18 protein-coding genes are annotated in these 23,625 nt (G+C 69.5%); 7 read left to right on the top strand and 11 right to left on the bottom strand.

From position 1 onward, the window contains the following. The 5 genes from VGG53_RS06075 to VGG53_RS06095 form a co-directional block, all read right to left on the bottom strand. A partial coding sequence (locus VGG53_RS06075) for an adenosylhomocysteinase (protein ID WP_331517100.1) occupies window positions 1-764 on the bottom strand: 764 nt, incomplete at its 3' end. Between the two features lie 92 nt (window positions 765-856). After that, window positions 857-1,543, bottom strand: a complete 687-nt coding sequence (locus VGG53_RS06080) for a TetR family transcriptional regulator (protein WP_331517101.1) — start codon at window positions 1,541-1,543, stop codon at window positions 857-859. After that, window positions 1,540-1,722 carry a rubredoxin gene (locus VGG53_RS06085; protein WP_331517102.1) on the bottom strand — a complete coding sequence of 61 codons (183 nt, stop codon included), beginning with the start codon at window positions 1,720-1,722 and terminating at the stop codon, window positions 1,540-1,542. Before VGG53_RS06085 ends, VGG53_RS06080 begins: the two co-directional genes overlap by 4 nt. 37 nt (window positions 1,723-1,759) lie before the next feature. Then, window positions 1,760-2,983, bottom strand: coding sequence for an alkane 1-monooxygenase (locus VGG53_RS06090; protein WP_331517103.1), 1,224 nt, complete (start codon window positions 2,981-2,983; stop codon window positions 1,760-1,762). A gap of 177 nt (window positions 2,984-3,160) precedes the next feature. Then, a complete protein-coding gene (locus VGG53_RS06095; protein ID WP_331517104.1) occupies window positions 3,161-4,651 on the bottom strand; it encodes an amino acid permease in 1,491 nt (496 codons plus the stop codon). A gap of 31 nt (window positions 4,652-4,682) precedes the next feature. Here VGG53_RS06095 and VGG53_RS06100 point away from each other — a divergent pair, with 31 nt between their 5' ends. Next, complete coding sequence (locus tag VGG53_RS06100) at window positions 4,683-6,089, top strand: oxidoreductase (protein ID WP_331517106.1); 1,407 nt, start codon at window positions 4,683-4,685, stop codon at window positions 6,087-6,089. On the opposite strand, the gene manA is transcribed toward VGG53_RS06100, so the two are convergent. From manA to VGG53_RS06120, 4 genes are all read right to left on the bottom strand, one after another. Continuing rightward, on the bottom strand, window positions 6,073-7,299 hold the full coding sequence (gene manA / locus VGG53_RS06105; protein WP_331517107.1) for a mannose-6-phosphate isomerase, class I: 1,227 nt from the start codon (window positions 7,297-7,299) through the stop codon (window positions 6,073-6,075). The genes VGG53_RS06100 and manA overlap by 17 nt on opposite strands. Before the next feature lie 22 nt (window positions 7,300-7,321). After that, window positions 7,322-8,410 carry a TobH protein gene (locus VGG53_RS06110; protein ID WP_331517108.1) on the bottom strand — a complete coding sequence of 363 codons (1,089 nt, stop codon included), beginning with the start codon at window positions 8,408-8,410 and terminating at the stop codon, window positions 7,322-7,324. Then, window positions 8,407-9,813 carry a phosphomannomutase/phosphoglucomutase gene (locus VGG53_RS06115; protein WP_331517109.1) on the bottom strand — a complete coding sequence of 469 codons (1,407 nt, stop codon included), beginning with the start codon at window positions 9,811-9,813 and terminating at the stop codon, window positions 8,407-8,409. The genes VGG53_RS06110 and VGG53_RS06115 overlap by 4 nt, the downstream gene beginning before the upstream one ends. An 82-nt stretch (window positions 9,814-9,895) precedes the next feature. Continuing rightward, complete coding sequence (locus VGG53_RS06120; RefSeq protein WP_331517110.1) at window positions 9,896-10,333, bottom strand: DUF3499 domain-containing protein; 438 nt, start codon at window positions 10,331-10,333, stop codon at window positions 9,896-9,898. Between the two features lie 161 nt (window positions 10,334-10,494). On the opposite strand from VGG53_RS06120, the gene VGG53_RS06125 reads away from it, so the two are divergent. Continuing rightward, the gene (locus tag VGG53_RS06125; RefSeq protein ID WP_331517159.1) at window positions 10,495-10,917 is read left to right on the top strand and encodes a metallopeptidase family protein; all 423 of its coding nucleotides are present in this window, start codon (window positions 10,495-10,497) and stop codon (window positions 10,915-10,917) included. A 55-nt stretch (window positions 10,918-10,972) separates the two neighbouring features. On the opposite strand, the gene VGG53_RS06130 is transcribed toward VGG53_RS06125, so the two are convergent. Next, window positions 10,973-11,335: a WhiB family transcriptional regulator gene (locus tag VGG53_RS06130; protein ID WP_414688896.1), complete on the bottom strand. Its 363-nt coding sequence runs from the start codon at window positions 11,333-11,335 to the stop codon at window positions 10,973-10,975. A 344-nt stretch (window positions 11,336-11,679) separates the two neighbouring features. Here VGG53_RS06130 and cofD point away from each other — a divergent pair, with 344 nt between their 5' ends. Genes cofD through VGG53_RS06150 form a run of 4 tightly spaced genes read left to right on the top strand, consistent with a single transcriptional unit; the run spans window position 11,680 to window position 15,510 of the window. After that, a complete protein-coding gene (gene cofD, locus VGG53_RS06135; RefSeq protein WP_331517111.1) occupies window positions 11,680-12,672 on the top strand; it encodes a 2-phospho-L-lactate transferase in 993 nt (330 codons plus the stop codon). Then, complete coding sequence (locus tag VGG53_RS06140) at window positions 12,669-14,042, top strand: coenzyme F420-0:L-glutamate ligase (RefSeq protein ID WP_331517112.1); 1,374 nt, start codon at window positions 12,669-12,671, stop codon at window positions 14,040-14,042. Before cofD ends, VGG53_RS06140 begins: the two co-directional genes overlap by 4 nt. Then, window positions 14,039-14,602, top strand: coding sequence for an NUDIX hydrolase (locus tag VGG53_RS06145; RefSeq protein ID WP_331517113.1), 564 nt, complete (start codon window positions 14,039-14,041; stop codon window positions 14,600-14,602). Before VGG53_RS06140 ends, VGG53_RS06145 begins: the two co-directional genes overlap by 4 nt. Beyond that, window positions 14,599-15,510, top strand: a complete 912-nt coding sequence (locus VGG53_RS06150; protein ID WP_331517115.1) for an NAD(P)H-binding protein — start codon at window positions 14,599-14,601, stop codon at window positions 15,508-15,510. The genes VGG53_RS06145 and VGG53_RS06150 overlap by 4 nt, the downstream gene beginning before the upstream one ends. A 20-nt stretch (window positions 15,511-15,530) precedes the next feature. Here the strand turns inward: VGG53_RS06150 and VGG53_RS06155 are convergent, their stop codons facing one another. Beyond that, entirely contained in the window at window positions 15,531-16,394 is an 864-nt protein-coding gene (locus tag VGG53_RS06155) for an alpha/beta fold hydrolase (protein WP_331517116.1), read from the bottom strand. Between the two features lie 454 nt (window positions 16,395-16,848). On the opposite strand from VGG53_RS06155, the gene VGG53_RS06160 reads away from it, so the two are divergent. Further along, on the top strand, window positions 16,849-23,484 hold the full coding sequence (locus VGG53_RS06160; RefSeq protein ID WP_331517117.1) for a PE family protein: 6,636 nt from the start codon (window positions 16,849-16,851) through the stop codon (window positions 23,482-23,484). Window positions 23,485-23,625: the final 141 nt, after the last annotated feature.

Consider the following 23,625-nt stretch of genomic DNA (forward strand, 5'->3'; position numbering starts at 1 on the left):
GAGTGCCGGCAGCCGTACTTGTTGTCGAACTTCGACTTGGTCACCGAGTCGTTGACGTTGATCGCCGGGAAGGCCAGGTCGCCGGCCGCGGCGAACTGGTAGAGCCGCAGCACGCCGGTGGTGGTCTCCTCGGAGACGCCCTTGATCGACTCCGAGATCTTCGTCCACTTGTTCTTGTCGGTCTCGAAGCGCTTGCGCAGCAGCTCCAGGAAGACCTTGTGCTCGGCCGAGTCGTCCTCCTCGGCGGGCGGCACCACGCTGGCCTTTTCGAACTGTGCACCGCGCAGCACCAGCATGGTGGCGTCACCGCCGTCGTCCAAGATCATGTTGGCCGGCTCGCCGGGCCAGGTCAGGGTCTGCTCAGCGGCCCACCAGTACTCCTCGAGCGTCTCGCCCTTCCACGCGAACACCGGCACACCCTTGGGCTCCTCGGGGGTTCCGTGCGGGCCGACGACCACCGCGGCCGCGGCGTGGTCCTGGGTGGAGAAGATGTTGCAGGACGCCCATCTGACTTCAGCACCGAGGCTCACCAGGGTCTCGATCAGCACCGCGGTCTGCACGGTCATGTGCAGCGAACCCGAGATGCGGGCGCCTTTGAGCGGCTGAACATCGTGGTATTCGCGGCGCAGCGACATCAGGCCCGGCATCTCGTGCTCGGACAGCTCGATGTCGCGGCGGCCGTAGTCGGCCAGCGACAGGTCAGCCACCTTGAACTCGAGTCCGTTCACGACGTCGGCGGTCAGCTGCTGTTCGGTCGTCGTCATCTACTACCCATTCCTCCGGTCAAATATTTAGCTTGGTTACATATTAGTTGCGACACGCTTGCGGCCGCGATCTAGGTCCGTCGCCACGCAGCCTATTCGCCGGCTTCCCCGCCCTGGCCAGCGGTCCCGCCCGGAGACCACGGCTTCGTGTCGTCCCGAGGCTCACCGTAGCGCTCGGCCGCCGGCGTCATGAGTCGTGCCAGGTCGGCGGCGACGTCGTGGTCGGCCTCCGGCGGCATCGACACGTAGCTCATCGCCAGCCGGACGATGGCCCGCGCGAGCATCCCGGAGTCCTCGTTGCTGGCGCGCATCCAGCTGTTCATGAACGACGACGTCAGGCGGGCCGAACAGTGCGTGATGATCGGCGCGCTGTCGGTGGTGATGATCTGCAGCAGGTCGGGCTTGGCCACCCCGCTCAGCAGCGAGATCACCAGCGGATCGGCGGCCGAGTCGGAGAAGAAGGACCGAAAACCTTGCAGAAAGGCGGCGTAGACGTCGCCGACGTTGGCATAGATGGCGTCCTCGACCGCGTCCACCAGGCGGTCGGCCAGCCGCAGCGCATACCCCTGCGCGAGACCGTGCCGCGAGCCGAACTCGTTGTAGATGGTCTGTCGGCTGATGCCCGCGGCGCGGGCCACATCCGCCAGCGTGATCGCCGACCAGTCGCGACTGCCCAGCAGCTCGCGCATCGCGTCGAGCACCGAATCACGCAGGAGGGCCCGTGACGCCTCGGCGTACGGAACCCTTCTCACATGCGCGACAGTAGTGGGCAGGCTCACGAGCGTGCGACTTCGACCATCTCGAAGTCGGACTTCGCGGCGCCGCAGTCCGGGCAGCTCCAATCCTCGGGAATGTCGTCCCAGTGGGTGCCGGGCGCGATGCCGTCCTCCGGCCAGCCCCTGGCCTCGTCGTACTCAAAGCCGCACTGCACACACACGAACAATTTGTAGTCACTCATTTCGTTACCTCCAATTCGAAGTCGGGCTTTTCCTGTACTAGGCCGCGGCGCCGTAGCGGGCCAGCACCTTCTGCCGCACGCGGGGTTGCACGTTGATCCGGCTGATGTCGCCGCCGTAGTGCGCCAGCACCCGGTGGTCCATCAGCCTGCGCCACAGCGGCGGGAAGTAGGTCAGCCCGATCAGCGCCGCGTAGCCACTCGGCAGGTTCGGCGCCCCGTCCATGCTGCGCAGCGTCTGATAGCGCCGGGTCGGGTTGGCGTGGTGATCGCTGTGCCGCTGCAGGTGGTACAGGAACAGGTTGGTGACGATGTGGTCGGAGTTCCAGCTGTGCTCGGGGGTGCAGCGCTCGTAGCGACCGTTGTCGTTCTCAGCCCGCAGCAATCCGTAATGCTCGAGGTAGTTGACCGCCTCCAGCAGACTGAATCCGAAGACCGCCTGGATGATCAGGAACGGGATCAGCGTAGGGCCGAACACCGCGATCAGCGCGCCCCACAACACCACGGTCATCAGCCAGGCATTGAGCACGTCGTTGGACAAGTACGTCTTGGGGTTCCACGGGTTGGCCCCCTGCCGGCGCACCCGCTGGGCCTCCAGCCGCACGGCCGACCGCAGACTGCCAAACACGCTGCGCGGCAAGAACTCCCAGAACGTCTCACCGAAGCGGGCCGACGCGGGGTCTTCCGGTGTCGCGACCCGGACGTGGTGGCCCCGGTTGTGCTCGATGTAAAAGTGCCCGTAGCCGGTCTGCGCCAGCGTGATCTTGGACAGCCAGCGCTCCAGCGAATCCTTCTTGTGCCCCATTTCGTGCGCGGTGTTGATGCCGACGCCGCCCAGCGCGCCCACCGACAGTGCCAGACCGATCTTGGCCGGCCAGCTCAACGGACCGTCGTAACCCAGCCAACTCAGGTTCGACGCGGTGAACAGGTAGGCGCCGAGGATCAGGCTGACGAACTGGAACGGGATGAAGGCATAGGTGCAGTAGCGGTAGTACTTGTCGTTCTCCAGCCACTCCATCACCTCGTCGGGAGGGTTCTGCCCGTCGGCCCCGAACCGCAGGTCGAGCGCCGGCAGCAGGATGTAGAGCAGGATCGGGCCGATCCAGAACAGCACCTGCGAGGCGCCCTGCCAACCGGCCTGGTTCATCGCCCAGACGATCGGCAGCATCGTCAGCAGCAGCGTCGGGACGATCAGTCCCATCAGCCACAGGTAGCGCTTCTTGTCCTGCCACACCCTTGCGTTCGGACTTAATGCCGCGGTCATCCCAACCTCCTTGTGAGCTACAACTCCTTGGGATTGGACAATAGCGACGTCTGCGTCCTTTGTCTAGACATAGAGTATCTATTTGTAAAACCGCCGGACGTACGGCAGCCGCCCGAACGTGTAATCAGGGCGGAAATTCGCAAAAAGTTCGACCCTCAGCGCACGTTGGGCGCAGCGTTAGGGAACGACCTCCACGTCCGCACGATCATCGGCAGCACGGCTGGCCAGAACGGATTTCCGGCGTCCATAGCCCAGGTAGATGGCGACCCCCGCGATCATCCACACGCCGAATCGGAGCCAGGTGACGACGGTCAGGTTGACCATCAGCCAGACACAGGCGCATACCGAGCCGATGGGCAGCAGCGGCACCATGGGCGCACGGAATCCCCGTGGCAGATCCGGACGGGTGCGACGCAGAATGATCACGCCGGCGGAGACCAGCAGGAACGCGAACAGGGTGCCGACGTTGACCATTTCCTCCAGCTTGTCCGTCGGAAACGCGGAGGCGGTGGCAGCGACCAGCAGGGCGACCAGAACCGTGATGCGCACCGGGGTACCGCGCGAACCGGTCTTGGCCAGCCGTCGCGGCAACAACCCGTCGCGCGCCATCGCGAACAGCACCCGGCAGCCACCGAGCAAGAGCACCATCACCACCGTGGTCAGGCCGGCCAGCGCGCCGATCGAGATGATTCCGGACGCCCAGTGCACGCCGTTCGCCGTGAAGGCGGTGGCCAGGTTCGCGTGGTGGCCGTCGTGCGTCTTCAGTTGGGTGTAGGGGACCATCCCGGACAGCACGACGGACACCCCCACGTAAAGCACCGTCACGATGCCCAGCGTGGCCAGGATGCCCCGGGGGACGTCGCGCTGCGGGTTCTTGGTCTCCTCGGCCATGGTGGCCACGATGTCGAATCCGATGAACGCGAAGAACACGATCGATGCTCCGGCGAGCACCCCGTACCAGCCGTAGTGACTGCCGTGCGCTCCGGTGAGCAGCGACAGCAGCGACTGGTCGATGCCGGTGCCACCGCCGTCGGCCTCGGGCGGCGGGATGAACGGCGAGTAGTTCGCGGTCTTGATGTAGAAGGCGCCGGCGACGATCACCAGCATCACCACCGCGACCTTGATCGCGGTGACCACCGTCGAGAAGTGCGAGGACAATTTGGTGCCCAGTGCGAGCAGGGTCGCTACCACCGCGACGATCAGCAGCCCACCCCAGTCCAGCGTGAGCGGCCCGAAACCTATTGTGCCGCTGGCTAATCCGAACACTGTTTGCAGGTAGCTGGACCAGCCTTTGGCGACGACGGCCGCGCCGATCGCCAGCTCCAGGACGAGGTTCCAGCCGATGGTCCAGGCGATGAACTCGCCAAAGGTGGCGTAGGAGAACGTGTAGGCGCTTCCCGCCACCGGCAGCATCGACGCGAATTCGGCGTAGCACAACGCGGCCAGGCCGCACGTGGTCGCCGCGATGAGAAACGAGATCCAAATCGCCGGTCCGGTGATGTCGCCCGCGGTAGACGCGGTGACGGTGAAGATCCCCGCCCCGATCACCACCGAGACCCCGAACACGCAGAGGTGCCACCAGCTCAATTCCTTGCGCAGCTGGGTGTCCGGGTCGTCGGTGTCGGCAATCGATTGTTCAATGGATTTGGTGCGCCGGCGATCAGCCATGTACCCGGACACTACCGAGTACGGTGGCCAGATGGGCGGGGGAAGCGGCCGGGAACACGCAGTTGTGATCGGCGCCAGCATCGCCGGATTGTGCGCGGCGCGGGTGCTGTCCGACTTCTACGACAGCGTCACGGTCTTCGAGCGCGACGAACTGCCCAGCACACCCAGCAACCGCACCGCGGTCCCGCAAGGCCGCCACGTCCACTTGTTGATGGCCCGCGGCGCGCTGGAATTCGACGGGCTTTTCCCCGGTCTGCTCGACGCCATGGTGGCCGCCGGCGTTCCCGTCCTGGAGAACCGTCCGGACTGCATCTACTTCGGTGCGGCCGGCCACCTACTGGGCACCGGGCACACGTTGCGCGAGGAGTTCACCGCGTACGTGCCCAGCCGTCCACAACTGGAATGGCAGATCCGGCGCCGGGTCTGCCAGATCGCCAACGTCGAGATCCAACGTCGCTCGGTGGCCCAGCCCCGCTACGACGTCGATGCGCAACGGGTCACCGGGGTGTTGCTGGACAGCGACGCCGAGGAACCCGACTTCGTCGCCGCCGACCTGGTGGTCGACGCGGCCGGCCGCGGCACCAGGCTGCCGGTGTGGTTGCAGCAGTGGGGATATCGACGTCCGCCCGAGAAGACGATCGACGTCGGCATCGGCTATGCGTCACATCAGTTTCGGCTGCCCGACGGCGCGATCCGGGAGCGAGTGATCGTTGCCGGCGCATCCCGGCAGCAGTCGCACGGGCTGGGCCTGCTGGGCTACGAGGACGGCACGTGGACGTTGACGACCTTCGGCGTCGCGAAAGCCGAACCGCCGCATACCTTTTCCGAGATGCTGGCGCTGGCCGACAAGCTGCTGCCTGACCGTATCAGCACGGCGCTGCGGCGGGCCGAGCCGGTCGGCGAGGTGGCTTTTCACCGCTTCCCCACCAGCCGGTGGCGCCGCTACCACGAACTGGACCGGTTTCCGTCCGGGATTCTTCCGTTGGGAGATGCGGTGGCCAGCTTTGACCCGACGTTCGGGCAGGGCATGACGATGACCTCGCTGCAGGCGGGTCACTTGCGCCGCGCCCTGGCCGGCGGCGCGGGTGAAGACCTGGCGTGCACGGTGAATCGGGCCACCGCCAAGTCGACGTATCCGGTATGGACGATGACGGCGATCGGTGACCTCACCTTCCACCACGCGACCTCGGACAAGCCGTGGTGGTATGGCCCGGTGGGCAACCTGTTCGACCAGTTCCTCGGTGCGGCCGAGACCGATCCGGTTCTGGCGGAATGGTTTTTGCGCCGATTCTCGCTACTGGACAGCCTTTACATGGTCCCGTCGCCGAGGCTGGTCGGCCGCACCATCCAGCACAACATGCGGCTATGGCTCGCCGAGCGCCGGGCGGGGCGACCCGATCGCCGGGGCGCGCCGGCGCGGATCACAGGCCGACGGTAGCCCGGAAGATTTTGGTCGGCTCGTGCGCGACGAGCCGGATAGGTCCGTCGTCGGCGGCCACCCAGGCGGCCGCACCCCGGGTAAGCGTCAGCACCCTGGACTTTCCGTGCACCGCAGTCGAACCCTCGATGCACAACAGAATCTGCGGACCGTCGTGGCGTGACGGCGCATCGACTTGGTGGCCGAGTTGATCGTCACCGAGGGTCAGTACCGACGCCGCGAACTCGTCGGCGGGCGTGTCATAAAAGGTCGCCAGCCCATCCGCATGCATCGGCGCACGCAGTTCAGACTCGGTCGTCGGGGTGAAATTCAGGACACGCAGCAACTCGGGAACATCGACGTGCTTCGGAGTCAGACCACCCCGTAACACGTTGTCGGAGTTGGCCATTACCTCCAAGGCGACGCCGCGCAGGTAGGCGTGCAGGTTTCCGGCCGACAGAAAGATCCCCTCGCCGGGACCCAGTGTTATCCGGTTGAGCAGCAGTGCGGCCAGTACACCGGCGTCGCCGGGATACCGCTCACCCAACTCCAGCACGGTCTTGGCTTCAGCTGCGAATTCCGTTGCGCCAGAACTCAAATAGAGGATAGCGCCATCCAGCACAGCACTGACCAGAACGTCGACGTCCGGCTGCGGCGCGGTAATCCAGGTGGTGAACAACGCGCGCAGGCCGTCAGCGTCGGACTGGTCGTTCAGTAAATCGATGAACGGATCCAAGTCGGACACCGCCAGGGCCTGCAGCAGCTCGATGGTTCGAGCCGCGGGACGAAATCCCGCCAGCGCCTCGAATTGCTGCAGCGCCACCAACAGCTCAGGCTTGTGGCTGGAGTCGCGGTAGTTACGCACCGGCGAGTTCACCGGAATACCAAGGTGTTCCTCACGCCGGTAACCTTCGGCGGCTTGCTCGGCGCTGGGATGCGCCTGCAGCGAGAGCGGTTCGTCGGCCGCGAGGACTTTGACCAGAAAGGGCAGCGCATCGCCGAACCGGGCGCGGGCGGTGGTGCCGAGTTGACCCTCCGGATCGGCGCTCACCGCCTGCAGCAACGACACTTCTCCGTCAGGTTCTTCCAGCCAGGCCGGATCGCCCGGGTTGGCGCCCAACCAGAGCTCGGCTTCCGGGTGTACGGCCGGGACGGGACGACCAGTGAATTCCGCGATGGCGATCCGTGACCCCCACGCGTATGTCCGTATCGCTCCGCGTAGCAACTGCACTTGGCATTTACCTCAGAACCAGTTATCCCCGCACCAACCGCAAATAAACCGCGGCCATCTCCAACCGGACAGCCAGAATAGCCAGCTGCTGCTCGACCCGTCGTGCACCGGGCAGTGCGCGGCGGCCGTCCGGCAGATCGGGCACATCCTCGGCACCGACGATGTCGACGTCGTCGAACTGGGCGATCCGCGACCCGACGACCGTCCGCTCGGCATCCAGCGTCAACGCCAGCACGCGCAGCCGCTCGGTGATCGGTCCGTCGATCTCCTCGTCGTGGAACAACGCCTCCGTCGGGTCGGCGAACCCCGATCCCGCCCCCGTCTGTAGCGCCGTCAAAGCGTCCGCCAGCCCGGTGGCAGCGGTCACTTCGTGCGCCGTGCGCAGCAAGATGCCGGACCCGTGCCGGGCCAACGCGAGGGTCGCGGCGGAGTCGCCGGCGAGCACGACACGGCGTTGCGACATCCGCTCGACCAACGCCTTGGCCGGATTGGTGAATACCTCGCGGCTGGCGCTGTTGCGCAATGCCTCGGCGTCCAGCTCGTCGGCCAGCGCGGCCAGATCCACCCGCAACCCGGGATCGACGCTTTGCAGGGCGGCCAGCCCGACGGCCAGGTACCGGCACAGACCGAACTCGACTCCGACCGGCAGTCGCGGCTCCATCACCGCCACCCGGCCGGCCGTGATGTCGCGCAACGGTCCCTCGTAGGGTGCGGCGACGACAATTCGCGCGCCCCGGCGCACTCCGCTGGCGGCGGCCCCGACCAACGCCGGATCGCCGGGGTCGTCCCCGGCCACGATCAGCACGTCCAACGGGCCGATCCACGGCGGAGCCTCGGCGGCGATCACAATCGGGGAGGCCGCCGAACCGCCTGACGTCGCGGCCAGCATGGTGCCCGCGGTCTCGGCGACGCCTCGCCCGGCAACCCAGATCAGCGTGCGTGGAGGGTCATGTGAGTCGCGCAGCAAGTCCAAGGCACCCTCGTCGAGGGCGGCCGCGGCCGCGCGCACGTGCGCGCCCGCCATCGACGCCGCCCGCAACAGCCCGTCGCGGTCGGCGGCAAGCAGTCTTTCGCTGTCATCGAGGTCGATCACGGCCTGGGCCGCATTCACGTCACTGCCTCCGGCTGGACCAGCCCGTCGGCCTGCCGCCGGATCTCTTGGGCGATCTGCTCGACGACTGCATCGACGTCCTCGACGCAACGTCCTTCGACATTCAGCCGCAGCAGCGGCTCGGTGTTGGAGCTGCGCAGGTTGAACCAGCTGCCCTCGCCGAGGTCGACGGTTACGCCGTCGAGGTGGTCGAGGGAGTGGATCCTGGTACCGAACGACTTGAGCACCGCCTCGACACAGGAGGCGGCGTCGTCGACAGTGAAATTGATCTCGCCGGACGACTCGTAGCGCTGATAGTCGGCGGTGAGCTCGGACAGTGGGCGCTGCTGGCTCCCGAGCGCGGACAGCACATAGAGCGCGGCCAGCATTCCCGAGTCAGCGCCCCAGAAGTCCCGGAAGTAATAGTGCGCCGAGTGTTCGCCGCCGAAAATCGCGCCGGTGTCCGCCATCAGCCCCTTGATGTAGGAGTGCCCGACCCGCGAGCGCACCGGCGTGCCACCGCGCTCGACGACCAACTCCGGCACCGCACGCGACGTGATCAGGTTGTGGATTACCGTCGCACCGATCTCCCGGTCCAACTCGCGCGCGGCGACCAGAGCGGTCACCGTCGACGGTGAAACCGGTCGGCCGCCCTCGTCGGTGACGAAACACCGGTCCGCGTCGCCGTCGAAGGCCAGCCCGATATCGGCACCGGTGTCGCGCACGTAGGCCTGCAGATCGACGAGGTTCGCCGGATCCAGCGGGTTGGCCTCGTGGTTGGGAAACGAGCCGTCCAGATCGAAGTACAACGGCAGCAACGTGAGCGAGTCGATCGCACCGAGCACCGCGGGCGCCGTGTGGCCCGCCATCCCGTTACCCGCGTCGACCGCCACCCGTAGCGGACGCAGCCCGGAAGTGTCGACCAGCGAGCGCAGAAAATCGCCGTACTCGGCCAGCACGTCTTTATCGGTGACGGTTCCGGCGGTCCCCTCGAGGGACGCGACTCCGGCGATGATGTCGTCGCTGATGGCGGTCAAGCCGGTGTCGGCGCCGACCGGTTTGGCGCCCGCCCGGCACAGCTTGATCCCGTTGTAGGCAGCCGGGTTATGGCTCGCGGTGAACATCGCGCCCGGACAGTCCAGCAACCCCGAGGCGAAGTACAGCTGATCGGTCGACGCCAAGCCGATCCGGACCACGTCGAGACCCTGTCCGTTGACTCCGGCTCCGAAGGCCGCCGCCAGCGGCGGTGAGCTGTCCCGCATGTCGTAGCCGATGACGACTCGCCGCGCGCCTTCGTTGCGCATCAGCCTGGCGAAGGCGGCACCGACGTCGGTGACGAACGACTCGTCGATCTCCGCACCGACCAAGCCTCGCACGTCGTAGGCCTTGATCACACGGTGAACAGCCGCAGCGGGCCGAGACATCGAGGGGCTCCTGACGAAGGGGACAGTTGGCCGTCAGCCTAATGGCCCCGCGACGATTCGGGCCGACGGCCCGATCCGGGCGCTAGTCGGCGGGGTCGGGCAGTACCCGGAGGTGACCGCGGCGGCGTCCGGTGCCGGCCGGCCGCCCTGCGCCGGAGGTCAGTACACCGGTCGCCGGTATCTCAACCGTTGCACCGCTGTACTGGACCGCCGCGTCGTGGAATCCGTTGACTGGTCCCCCGCCGGCGGCCACGTCGCGGCCCTCTCGTACGGCTTCGGCCAGCGCGATCAGATCGTCTTCGTCGGGATTGGTGGCCAGCGGGCCGGCGTGCCGGACGAGTTCCCAGCCGCGCGGCGCGGTGATCCGGCCGGCATGGCTGACGCAGAGATCCCAGGAGTGCGGCTCGTGGGCGGTGGCCAGCGGGCCGACGACCGCCGTCGAATCGGAGTACACGAAGGTCAGCGTCGCGACCGCGTAATGCGGGCACCCAGGCCGGCAACAGCGACGCGGAACGTTCACGATCGAGAGGTTATCGTGCGGAAACGTCCACGTGGCGCCGGACACGCGCATTCCCTCGGGCCAGGATGCCCAACCGTTACCATCGCCGGGTGAGCGATTCGCGCAGCTCCCCGCGCGGCCGGCGCTCGGTGAGTAAAAGGCTCTCGCGGCGCGGCCGCGATATGCGCGGACCGTTGCTGCCGCCGACGGTGCCCGGTTGGCGCAGCCGTGCCGAACGCTTCGACATGGCCGTGCTCGAGGCCTACGAGCCCATCGAGCGGCGGTGGCAAGAACGGCTGTCGGGACTCGACGTTGCGGTCGATGAGATCCCGCGGATTTCGGCGAAGGACCCTGACAATGTGCAGTGGCCCCCAGAGGTGGTCGCCGACGGGCCGATCGCGCTGGCCCGGCTGATCGGCGCCGGCGTCGACGTGCGCGGAAGCGCCACCCGCGCGCGAGTTGTGTTGTTCCGCAAGCCGATCGAGCGACGTGCCAAGGACACCGTCGAGCTGGCTGAATTGCTACATGAAATCCTGGTGGCTCAGGTGGCCACCTATTTGGATGTCGAACCATCGGTCATCGACCCGATGATCGACGAGGAATAGCGGCTGATCGCAAGCGCGGCGCAGCGTGTCGCCCGCCGACGTGAAGGCAGTCGGGTCAGATGATTCCGCGCTTGAGGCGGCGGCGTTCCCGCTCCGAGAGGCCGCCCCAAATGCCGAAGCGCTCGTCGTGAGCCAAGGCGTAGTCGAGGCATTCACTGCGCACCTCGCAGCCAAGGCAGATCTTCTTGGCTTCGCGCGTGGAGCCGCCCTTCTCGGGGAAGAACGCCTCAGGATCTGTCTGTGCACACAACGCACGGTCTTGCCACTGTTCGGTCGCTACCTCTGTGGCCTCGAACTCGTCCTCGGCCGCATCGGGAACCAAACTCAAATGGGGCCTTGGGGATACCCCTATCATCGGCAAGCCGGTAGTGGTGTGCGGTGTCCCACCCATTAACCCCCGAAGGTGTTCATAGGACATGGTCCGCCTCCTCACCTGGTTTCGTTGATCGTGAATGTCAGCACTGTTCTGATGTGCGGCCATCTCGATTCGAACAAATGATCGAATCTCGGTCTGCGACACCGAATCCGGCCGGCCAACCGAAATGACACTGGTGTGATTACACACGGGCGAGGGGCGCTTTGCAAGCGATTGGGGAGATTTCCATATCATCTCGTGACCAATTTTTTGCGACACTGACGCCTAAGCCGCTATGGCGTGTCGGTCACACCCGTCACACAAGGCATTCCGGCATCGGCTCCGCGCTCCGATTTTCCCCACTCACCTCGGCGTCTCAACCGTGCTCGCGCGTACTGTCGTGCGGTGTGAAGGTGACGGTTCTGGTCGGCGGGGTTGGTGGCGCCCGCTTCCTGCTCGGGGTCCAGCAGCTACTCGGCTTGGGCCAATTCGCTTCGGCGTCTGCAGCCCTCGGCGACCACGAGCTGACCGCGATCGTCAACGTCGGCGACGACGCCTGGATGCACGGGGTGCGGATCTGCCCCGACCTGGACACCTGCATGTACACCTTGGGCGGCGGCGTCGACCCGCAACGCGGCTGGGGCCATCGCAACGAAACCTGGCATGCCAAGGAGGAACTGGCCCACTACGGCGTGCAGCCCGACTGGTTCCAGCTCGGCGACCGCGACTTGGCCACCCACTTGGTACGCAGCCAGATGCTGCGGGCAGGCTACCCGCTGTCGCAGGTGACCGCCGCACTGTGCGACCGGTGGCAGCCAGGCGCGCGACTGCTGCCCGCCAGCGACGACCGTTGTGAAACACACGTCGTGATCACCGATCCCGTCGACGACAGCCAACGCGCGATCCACTTTCAGGAGTGGTGGGTCCGCTACGGCGCGCAGCTTCCGACACACAGTTTTGCGTTTGTCGGCGCCGAAAAAGCGAACGCCACAACGGAAGTCACCGATGCTATCGCTGATGCCGACGTCATCCTGGTGGCACCGTCGAATCCGGTGGTGAGTGTCGGCGCGATCCTGGCCATTCCCGGGATCCGTGCGGCACTGCGGTCCACCGCCGCTCCCGTCGTCGGATACTCGCCGATCATTGACGGGAAACCGTTGCGCGGCATGGCCGATGAGTGCCTCAAGGTGGTCGGTGTGGCATCAACCGCCGAGGCGGTGGGACGGCACTATGGTGCGCGGGCTGGCACCGGCATCCTGGATTGCTGGCTAATCCACGAGGGTGATCACGCCGAAATCGACGGTATCGCCGTGCGATCGGTACCGTTGTTGATGTCCGATCCGAAAGCCACCGCGGAGATGGTCAGCGCCGGACTGGAGCTTGCGGGCGTGGCGGCGTGAGCTCCTCGACCGCCGCCGGCGGCGAGCACGGCACCGCGTCGCCGATCGAAATCCTGCCGGTGCCCGGGCTTCCCGAGTTCCGCCCCGGCGACGACCTGAGTGCCGCGCTCGCCAGCGCCGCATCCTGGCTCCGCGACGGCGACGTGCTGGTCGTCACCAGCAAGGTGCTGTCCAAATGCGAAGGCCGCCTGGTGCCCGCCCCGGAAGATCCCGAGGAACGAGATACGCTGCGCCGCAAGCTTGTCGACGCCGAGTCTGTTCGCGTACTTGCCCGTAAGGGTCGCACGTTGATCACCGAGAACCGGCTGGGCGTGGTGCAGGCCGCGTCCGGCGTGGACGGATCCAACATCGGCTCCGACGAATTGGCGCTACTGCCCGTCGACCCCGACGCCAGCGCCGCGGTCCTGCGCGCCGGGCTGCGCAGGAGTCTCGGCGTCACTGTCGGCGTCGTGATCACCGACACGATGGGCCGCGCCTGGCGCAACGGCCAGACCGACGCCGCGGTCGGCGCGGCCGGCATTTCGGTGCTGCACGGCTACGCGGGCGCGATCGACCGGCACGGCAACGAGCTACTGGTCACCGAAGTCGCGCTCGCCGACGAGATCGCCGCGGCGGCCGATCTGGTCAAAGGCAAGCTGACCGGGATACCGGTGGCCGTCGTGCGGGGGCTGCCCACCGGCGTGGTGACCGACACCGGCGCCACGGCACGACAACTCGTGCGCGCCGGAACCGACGACCTGTTCTGGCTGGGCACCGCCGAAGCCCTGGAACTGGGCCGCCGGCAAGCCCAGCTGTTACGCCGCTCGGTGCGCCAGTTCGCCGACGAACCGGTCCCACCACACCTGATCGAGGACGCTGTCGCCGAAGCGCTCACTGCCCCGGCTCCGCACCACACCCGGCCGGTGCGCTTCGTCTGGCTGCAGACGCCGGCGACGCGCGGCAAGCTGCTCGAGCGCATGAGCGACAAGTGGCGCGCCGATCTGCAAAGTGACGGCAAGCCCGCCGACGCGGTCGAACGACGAGTCGCGCGGGGTCAGATCCTCTACGACGCACCCGAAGTCGTGATCCCGATGCTGGTGCCCGACGGAGCGCACAGCTATCCCGACGCTGCCCGCACCGACGCCGAGCACACCATGTTCACCGTCGCGGTCGGGGCCGCCGTGCAGGCGCTGCTGGTGGCGTTGGCAGTGCGCGGAGTGGGCAGTTGCTGGATCGGCTCGACGATCTTCGCCGCGGACCTGGTCCGCGATGAGCTGAGCCTGCCTGACGGTTGGGAACCATTGGGCGCCATCGCAATCGGTTATTCGGCGCAACCGGTGACCGAGCCTCGCGAACCCGTCGCCGTCAGTGATCTACTGGTGCGCAAGTGAGCGTTCGATCCTCGGCGATAGCGCTGCTGTCCGACTGGCAGCCGCCGGATCGGTCGCAGGACTCGCTGCGCAACGCCGTCCTCGCCTTCCTGCACGCACGGGACGACGCCTGCCTTCGGGAATGCGTACCGGGGCATATCACCGCCTCGGCGCTGGTGCTCGACGCCTCCGGCGGCCAGGTCCTGCTGACGTTGCATCCGCGGCTGGGCCGCTGGGTCCAATTAGGCGGGCACTGTGAGGATTCCGACGCCGACATCGTGGCGGCGGCGCTGCGGGAGGCCACCGAGGAATCCGGAGTCGACGGCCTGAAGATCGCGCCCGACCTGACCGCGATCAACGTCCACGCGCTGACGTGCTCGCTGGGGGTGCCGACCCGTCACCTCGACTTGCAGTTCGTGGCGCGGGCGCCGGCCGCAGCGCAGATCGCGGTCAGCGAGGAGTCAGTGGACCTGCGCTGGTGGCCGATCGACGCGCTGCCCACCGGCACCGACGATGCACTGGCCTACCTGGTCGAGCGCGCTCACGCCACGATGTACGACGACGATGGAGAACCGGAATGACGGCAATACCAATGTATCTGGTTACCGGAGCGGGCGGCGGAGTCGGCGGAGTGGGTCGGATAGTCGTCGACGAGCTGCTGGCTTGCGGCCAAACCGTGCGGGCCATGGTGCATCGGGAAGACGACCGCGCAGAAGCGCTGCGTGAGAGCGGCGCTGAGGTCGTTATCGGTGATCTCACCGACCCGGTCGACGTTGCGACCGCACTTGATGGCATCAACCGGGTTTTCTTCAGCATGAGTGTGTCCGCTTCCTACTTGGAAGCCACCACCGTTGTCTGCTCGCTTGCCGCCGAAACGAGCGATCTCGATCTGCTGGTGAACATGTCGCAGATGACCGTGTCGCAGATGACACCGACCAGCACTTCAGAGTCTCACCAACAGCGATTGCATTGGCTTGCTGAACGCGTCATCGACTGGTCACCGATACCCGCTGTGCAGATTCGGCCGACCGTTTTCCTGGAGAATCCGCTGTTTACCTTGCTAGCGGCCCGCTCGATACGCGAACAGCAGGTGCTTGCACTACCTTTCGGCGCCGGTCGGACTTCACCGATTGCGCCCGGCGATGTTGCCGATGCGGTTGTCGCCGTACTGCGCAATCCGGCCGAGCACATCGGCGCTGTGTACGAGCTGACCGGGCCGACCGTCCTTGATGTCGATGGGCTTGCCGCACAGTACGGCAGGGCTCTGGGCCGGGAAATCACCGGACAACGCGTCGACTTCGATGACTGGCGAAGCCAGCTCGCAGAAAGCGGACTCGATCCCCATGTGCAGGAACACATCACGACGATGGCGCGCCTACACCGTGAAGACCGCTACAATCGCTCTACCGATCAGGTGCAAGCCCTTACCGGCCATGTGCCGCAAAGCGTCGAAGACTTCGTCCGCGCGCGCCGCGATCTCTTTGTTTAGCCATCACAGGTCAGCCTGCGTCAGGTTCCGAAGAAGTCGAGCAGCAGCTCCGACACGCGCGCGGGTGCGTCGGTGGGCACCCAATGTCCAACGCGGTGAACACGTTCGTAGCGCCATTGGCCGGCGACATAGCCTCCCGAGTCCATCATCTGCCGCTCCGTCATCGCCATATCGCGGTCACCCCAAATCCCCATTACTGAGCACTGGACGGGCGCGAGGTCTGAGCCCCGGCTGGTGAGGGCGTAGAGCTCGGGGGGAATGTTGGCTCGGTACCAGTTCATCGCACTGGTAAGGGCACCGGGTCGTGCGAGGTCGGTCAGCTGGCGGTCGAGTTCCCGATCGTCGGTGCGGCGCGCTCCGTCGTAGGCCCAGTCGCGGTACCACTGCCAATCATCTTGCGGCAGCTGGCTTTCCGCGATACCGGGGAATGCGAACCACAACATGTACCAGGTGAGCTGTTTTTGCTCGAAGCCGGCTGCGGCGATCGCGGCGGGATGGCCGACGGAAATTGCGGCGTACTGCTGCACGCGGTCGGGCCAGGTGCTGGCCAAGATCCATCCAAGGGTTGCTCCCCAATCGTGGCCGGCAAGGCGAAAGGTGTCCACGTCGAGGGTGGCGAGCAGTCCGTGGATGTCGCTCACGAGGTGGTCCATCGCGTAGGCCTCTACTTCGGCGGGCCGGTCGCTGTCGCCGTATCCGCGCAGATCGGGGGCTATCACTCGGTAGCCCGCTTGGCGTAGGTCGCGGATTTGATGGCTCCACATCTGGGCGCGATCCGGGAAGCCGTGCAACAGCAGCGCCGCCGGACCCTCACCCGTGTCGATCACGTTCAGGTTGATGGACCCGACATTCACGACTCGTGCGGGCAACGTCTCGTCGGTCACCGACCGCCTCCTGATCTGGTCGCCGGACAGCCCGAGGGTGAAGCCTGCCGCCCATTCGGCGGGTAAAGCTTTACACGGTGCTGCAGCAGCGGATCCCGCCGACGGGAAATGTGGACGCCGGGCCAACCGAGGTGCCGATTCCTGCCGGACTCAGTCGTGTAGAAGCTGAACTGCAGCTGAGAGTTGCCAGCATTCGCCAACCCGCTGCCCGCAAATCCGGCCCACTGGCGGTACAGACCGCTGAACAGGCTAAACAGTCCGCTACATCGGACCGCTGGAATTTATCTGCAAACTGCGAGTTTTGGCCCGCAGGCTAGGCCTTCAGAGTTACCTTAATGCCACCTGAGATGGCGCCACGTAGCGGGAAGCCGAGACCAACCGGGTCGGACGACACCTCGGTCAGGTCTATTGGAACAGCCGATTTTGCTGGCTGGGCTTTCACGGAGGTGGGGCCATGGCTCGTCACCGCGGCACGAAGCGGAATCAGCGGTCGCGGAAGACCAAGGTGCGCCGTCGCGGGGCGATCGGCCTGGGCAGCAGTGCCGGGGCGTTGTTGGCGTTTGGCTTGAGCCCGTTGGGCACCGCGCCGTCCGCGAAGGCCGACGTGTTCGACGACATCCTCGATTTGGCGGTCGGCTCAGCCGCCAGCTCGGCGGTGACTGCGGTCAATCCGACTGATTTCTTCGATCCCGGTGTGTTGAGCGGGCTGCTCGGCGATCTGAGCACGCCGGCCGGGTGGGACACGCTGCTCACGGATTTCTTTAACCCCAGCAGTTTTGACGCCGTGTCCACGGCGAGCTCGACGCTTTCTGACACCGGCTCTGCGGTGTCGGCGGCCGATTCGTCGACCAGCTTCCTGCACGTCCTTGAGCAGGATTGGATTAACAGCCCGTTCGGTCAGCAGATCGACAGCGCGCTCAACGCGTGGGCAGCGCAGACCGATCCGGCCGCGGCGGGCGATAGCTGCGGGTTTATCTGTAACGGTGCTGATGGAACCGGGGGCGGCTCGCTGACGGCGGCCGATGGTCAAGGCGGCGGGTGGTTGTTCGGTAACGGCGGCGATGGTGCCACCGATTCGGCCGGTCAAGGCGGTAGCGGCGGCGACGGCGGACTCTTCTTCGGCAACGGCGGTGACGGCGGTGACGGCGGTAGCGGCCTCACCGGTGCGCCGGGTGAGGTCGGCGGCACCGGCGGCGCCGGCGGCGACGGCGGCGACGGCGGGCTGTTCTTCAGCCACGGCGGCAACGGCGGGGATGGCGGGGTCGGCGGCGCCGGCGGCAACGGCGAGGCTGGCGCTACCGGCGCGGCCGGTGTGGCTGGGGTTAACGACGGTGCCGGCGGTAACGGCGGTAACGGCGGCGGCAACGGCGACACCGGCGGCACGGGCGGCACCGGCGGCAACGCTGGTGCCGGTGGCGGCTTCTTCGGCAGCGCGGGCGTTAACGGCAACGGCGGGGCCGGCGGGGTGGGCGGCAGTGCCGGCGCGCCGGGCAGCGGCGGCGATGGCGCGGCCGGTGTGTGGGGGGACGCGGGCTCGGGTGGCGTCAATGGCGCCGGCGGTGACGGTGGCAACGCCGGCACCGGCAGCAGTGGGGTGGGCGGCAGCGGTGGGGTAGGTGGGGCAGCGGGCACCGGCGGCACCGGCGGCATCGCCGGTGCTCACGGCGCTAACGGCGGCGCGGGGGCCCTCAGCGACGCCCACGGTGGTAATGGCGGGGCCGGCGCTGCCGGTGAGACCGCCAATCCCGACGGCGGGGCCGGCGGTAACGGCGGCAACGGCGGGTCGATCGGCGACGGCGGCAGCGGCGGTGCCGGTGGTGCCGGGCTGGCGGGTGTCAACGGCGCTGGTGGGACTGGTGGCACCGGCGGCAACGGCGGCATGGGCGGCTCGACATCTGGTAACGGCGGTAGCGGCGGCGCCGGTGGCGTCGGCGGGACCGGTGCGTCTGGTGGCACCGGGGGCAATGGCGCGGCGGGAGTCGCTGGGGTCAACGACGGCGCCGGCGGCAACGGCGGCAACGGCGGCAACGGGTACAACGGCGGGGCCGGCGGGGCCGGCGGCAACGCAGGAACAGCCGCCCACGGCAGCGCAGGCTTCAACGGCAACGGCGGGGCCGGCGGCGCCGGCGGTAATGGCGGTGCGCCCGGCAGCGGCGGCAACGGCGCGGCGGGGGTGTGGGGTGACGCGGGCAGCGGCGGCATCAATGGCGCCGGCGGTGACGGCGGCAATGCCGGCACCGGCGGCAGCGGCGTGGCCGGCACCGGTGGGGCCGGCGGGGCGGTCGGCACCGGCGGCAACGGCGGTCAAGCGGGCACCAACGGCGCCAACGGCACCGCGGCAACCGTCGGCACCATTCACGGCGGTGACGGCGGGGCCGGCGCCGCGGGCGATACCGCCAACCCGAGCGGGGGGGCCGGCGGTAGCGGCGGCAACGGCGGGTCGATCGGCAACGGCGGCAACGGCGGTACGGGCGGTGACGGCATCGCCGGTGCTGCCGGGGTCACCGGCGCCGATGGCAACGGCACCCCGGGGGTGGACGGCGGGTCCGGTGGCCAGGGCGGGGCAGGTGGTGAGGGCGGCACGCTGGCCGGCAACGGCGGGGCCGGCGGGCTCGGCGGCAACGCTGCCCACGGGGGCGACGGCGCAGACGGCGGCACCGGCGCGGCCGCCATCACCGCCGGAAGCACCGGCGGCAATGGTGGCAATGGCAGCAACGGCGGCGCCGGCGGCAGCGGCGGCAACGGCGGCCTCGGCGGTAAGGCCTTGGCCGCCTCCGGCAGCGACGGCGCTGACGGCGACGGCGGTAACGCCGGCAGCGGCGGTAACGGTGGGGTCGGCGGCGCCGGCGGGGCCGCGACCGTGGCCGGCGCGACCGGCGGTCAAGGCGGCGACGGCGGCACCCCCGGGGCGGCCGGAATCCCCGGCGACGGCACCCCCGGCGAGCCGGGCACCCCCGGTACGGGCGGAGACGGCGGGCCCGGCGGAGCCGCGACGGTCGCCGGCGCGACAGGCGGCGACGGCGGCGATGGCGCGTCCGGGGTGTCCGGCACCGATGGGGTGACCGGCGCCGACGGCAACGGCACCGACGGCACCCCGGGCGGGCCTGGCGGGGCCGGCGGCAACGGCGGGGATGCGACCATCGCCGGCGCGATCGCCGGCAACGGCGGTCAAGGCGGCCAAGGCGGCACTGCCGGCAATGGCGGGGCCGGCGGCACCGGCGCGACCGGGGTTGCCGGGGTCAACGCCGGCGCTGGCGGCACCGGTGACACCGGCGGCAACGGCGGGGCGGGCGGGGTCGGCGGGGTCGGCGGCAATGCCGGCGTCGCCAGCAACGGCGCCACCGCGGGCCAAAACGGTGACGGCGGGGCCGGCGGTTTTGGCGGCAACACCGGGCCCGGCGGCACCGGCGGCACCGGCGCAGCCGGCACAGCTGCTGACCCCAACGGCGGGGCGGGCGGTAACGGCGGCAGCCCCGGCTCCACCCCCGGCGCCGCCGGGGCCGGCGGCACACCGGGCACCACCCCCGGCGACGGCGGCAACACCGGCGCCACCGGCGCGGCCGGCACCACGGTCACCAGCGGCGGCGACGGCGGTACCGGCGGAGCCGGCTACAACGCCACCACCCCCGGCACCCCCGGTGGTAACGGCGGAGTCGGCGGCAACGGTGGCAACTACGGCAACGGCGGCAACGGTGGGGCCGGCGGCACCGGCGCGGCCGGCACCAACGGTGTCACCGGCAACGACGGCAACGGCGCCGACGGCACAACTGGCGGGTCCGGCGGCACCGGCGGGGCCGGCGGTTTGGGCGGCTCGATCTCCGGCAACGGCGGGATCGGTGGGATCGGTGGGGCCGGCGGTAACGGCGGATACGGCGGCGCCGGCGCCAATGGTGCGCCCGGGGTGGCCCAGTACATGGGCAGCTACGCCGGCGGCAACGGCGGCGACGGCGGCAATGGCGCGGCGGGCGGCAACGGCGGCCAAGGCGGGGCCGGCGGGGCGGCCACCAACGGCAGCGTTGGTGCCAACGGTGACGGCGGGGCCGGCGGACTCGGCGGTAACTCCGGGGCGGCTGGCAACGGCGGGGACGGCGCGGCCCGCATCGAGTCTGGAGCCCCCGGCGGCAGCGGCGGCAACGGCGGCAACCCCGGCACGGTGGCCGGCGGAGCCGGCAGCGGGGGAGCGGCCGGCACCGGCGGCAGCGCCGGCAGCGCCGGCGCCAACGGCACCGCGGGCACGCTTGTCACCAGCGGCGGCAATGGCGGCAACGGTGGTGCCGGCCTCAGCGGGACCACACCATCGAGCGGTGCCGCAGGTGGCGGTAACGGCGGGGTCGGCGGCAACGGCGGCAACTTCGGCAACGGCGGCAACGGCGGGGCGGGCGGCAACGGCTCAGCCGGCGCCAACGGTTTCACCGGCCCCGGCGACGACAACCTCGGCGCGGGCGGCGGTGACGGCGGTAACGGGGGCGCGGGCGGCCTGGGCGGCGCGATCTCCGGCAACGGCGGGGATGGCGGGATTGGGGGGGCCGGCGGTAACGGCGGAGTGGGCGGCAACGGCGCCAATGGTGCGCCCGGGGTCGCCGGGGTCAACAACGGCGCCGGCGGCGACGGCGGCGACGGCGGCAACGGCGACTCCGGCGGCCAGGGCGGCCAAGGCGGGGACGGCGGGGCGGCCACCAACGGCAGCGTCGGTGTCAACGGTGACGGCGGGGCCGGCGGCAACGGCGGTAACTCCGGGACGCCCGGTAACGGCGGGGACGGCGCGGCCGGCACCGCGAGCAACCCCAATGGCGGTGATGGCGGCAACGGCGGGGGCCGAGCCGTAAACAACGCCCCGTACGCCGGCCTCGCCGGCCACGGCGGAGCGGCCGGCACCGGCGGCAGCGGCGGCAGCGCCGGCGCCAACGGCAGCGCGGGCGCGGTGCTCACCGGCGGCAACGGCGGAACCGGCGGAGCCGGCTACAACGCCACCACCCCCGGCACCCCCGGTGGTAACGGCGGAGTCGGCGGCAACGGGGGCAACTACGGCAACGGGGGGAACGGCGGGGCCGGCGGCACCGGTGCCAACGGCGGCAACGGCACCCCGGGCGGTTCGCCCGGCGCCGGGACCGGCGCGGCCGGCGGGGCCGGCGGCACCGGTACCAACGGCGGCAACGGCGGCACCGGCGGCTTGGGCGGCTCGATCTCCGGCAACGGCGGGGCCGGTGGGGTCGGCGGCAACGGCGGCAACGGCGGTACCGGCGGCTTGGGCGGGAACGGCGCCGACGGCGGCACCATTGCCAACGGCGGCAACTCCAACGGTGGCGACGGCGGCACCGGCGGCTACGCCGGGGTCGGCGGCAACGGCGGCACCGGCGGGGCTGGTGGCGGTGTGGCCAACGGCGGATCCGGCACCGTGGGCATCAATGGCGACGGCGGGACCGGCGGCACCGGCGGCACCGGCGGCGCCCCCGGCAACGGCGGGGCCGGCGCGAACGGCGCCGCCAGCGCGCCCGACGGCGGCGACGGCGGCGCCGGCGGCTTTGTCGGCCACCCGGGGGCCGGCGGCCTCGGCGGGGTGGCCGGCAGCGGCGGCGCCGGCGGCACTGACGGTGCGAACGGCAACGCCGGCAGCATTCCCACCGGCACCGGCGGCACCGGCGGTAACGGCGGTAACGGCTACAACGCGACCGCCGCCGGCATTAACGGCGGCACCGGCGGCAACGGCGGCCCGGGCGGCCCGTTCTCCGGCAGCGGCGGCAACGGCGGGGTGGGCGGCTCCGGCGCCTCCGGCGGCAACGGCGGCCGCGGCGGCATCAGCGGCGCTTACGGCGGCAACGGCGGCAACGGCGGCGACGGCGGCGACGGCACGACCGGCCTCGGCGGGGCTGGCGGTGCCGGCGGCGTCTCGCACATCAACGGAACCGGAAACCTCTCCTTCAGCTACAGCGGAACCGGAAACGCGACCGGCGGCGCCGCCGGCGCCGGCGGCAACGGCACCACGGGCGGCGACGGCGGGATCGGCGGTTACGCAGAGACCGGGCTAACCGGAACCGGCAACGCGACGGGAGGTAGCGGCGGAGCAGGCGGCACCGGCACCACCGGCGCGGGCGGGAACGGGGGTGCTGGCGGCAGCGCGACCGTCCTCAACAGTGCCTCGGCGGGCACCGTCAGCGGCGGCAACGGCGGGGCGGGCGGCAACGGTGCAACCGGCGGCAACGGCGGTAACGGCGGCAACGGCGGCAATGAGCCTTTTGGAACCCCCACCGGCACCGGAAATGCCACCGGCGGCGACGGCGGAAAAGGCGGCAACGGCACTGACGGCGGCAACGGCGGGGCCGGCGGGATGGGCGGCTACGCGACCATCGACCACTTCGCATCTACGGGGGACGCCACCGGCGGTGTCGGCGGAGCAGGTGGCACCGGCGCTAACGGCGGCGACGGCGGGGCCGGTGGTTCTGGAATAATTTATTCTCCTCCCGGCCCCCCAACCGGCGACTCTACGGGCAACGCCACCGGCGGTGCTGGCGGGTCGGGCGGCCTCGCCACCACCGGCTTTGGCGGAAACGGTGGCTCGGGCGCTAATGGGCAAAGCGACGGCACCGGAAACGTCATCGGCGGCAACGGCGGCAACGGCGGCAACGGCGGCAACGGCGGCTACGGGCCCGCTGGCGGCGGGACCGGCGGCAACGGCGGTCGTGCGATCATCGCCCCAACCGGAACCGGAAACGCCATCGGCGGCACCGGCGGCGCCGGCGGGTTCGGCGGTGCCACCGGTACCGGCGGGGCTGGCGGCAACGGCGGCTTCACCCTCGGTTTCGGGAACAGTGCCTCGCCGGGGACCGCCGCCGGCGGAAGCGGTGGAGCCGGCGGCAACGGCACCACGGGCGGGACCGGCGGCGACGGCGGTTATGCGACCACGGCCGGAACCGGAAACGCCACCGGCGGCAATGGCGGCACCGGCGGGGCCGGCGACCCGAACGCGGGCGGGAACGGCGGCGTCGGCGGTAACGCCAGCACAGGTGCTCCGGGCACTGCCATCGGCGGCCTCGGCGGCTCCGCTGGTGCGGGTAATCCCCCCGGGTCCAACGGCGCCAACGGGACGCCATAACGAGTCGCTTGGCGGGCACCGGCGGCCATCGACGAGGATCGGCCGTTCCGCACCGGCCCAGTCAGGCGGTTGGAGCTGGTCGCGTCCGGTGACAGGTGATCGCGTCGGCACCGTTGTCGCGCAGAGGCGGGCAACACCGCA

It is taken from the genome of Mycobacterium sp. (assembly GCF_036490025.1).
Lineage (GTDB): Bacteria > Actinomycetota > Actinomycetes > Mycobacteriales > Mycobacteriaceae > Mycobacterium.

Coding starts and splice junctions, on each gene's coding strand:
- VGG53_RS06150 (WP_331517115.1), top strand. CDS start 14,599: ATGACGGCAATACCAATGTATCTGGTTACCGGAGCGGGCGGCGGAGTC.
- VGG53_RS06115 (WP_331517109.1), bottom strand. CDS start 9,813: ATGTCTCGGCCCGCTGCGGCTGTTCACCGTGTGATCAAGGCCTACGAC.
- VGG53_RS06090 (WP_331517103.1), bottom strand. CDS start 2,983: ATGACCGCGGCATTAAGTCCGAACGCAAGGGTGTGGCAGGACAAGAAG.
- VGG53_RS06130 (WP_414688896.1), bottom strand. CDS start 11,335: ATGTCCTATGAACACCTTCGGGGGTTAATGGGTGGGACACCGCACACC.
- VGG53_RS06100 (WP_331517106.1), top strand. CDS start 4,683: ATGGGCGGGGGAAGCGGCCGGGAACACGCAGTTGTGATCGGCGCCAGC.
- VGG53_RS06125 (WP_331517159.1), top strand. CDS start 10,495: ATGCGCGGACCGTTGCTGCCGCCGACGGTGCCCGGTTGGCGCAGCCGT.
- VGG53_RS06160 (WP_331517117.1), top strand. CDS start 16,849: ATGGCTCGTCACCGCGGCACGAAGCGGAATCAGCGGTCGCGGAAGACC.
- VGG53_RS06085 (WP_331517102.1), bottom strand. CDS start 1,722: ATGAGTGACTACAAATTGTTCGTGTGTGTGCAGTGCGGCTTTGAGTAC.
- VGG53_RS06095 (WP_331517104.1), bottom strand. CDS start 4,651: ATGGCTGATCGCCGGCGCACCAAATCCATTGAACAATCGATTGCCGAC.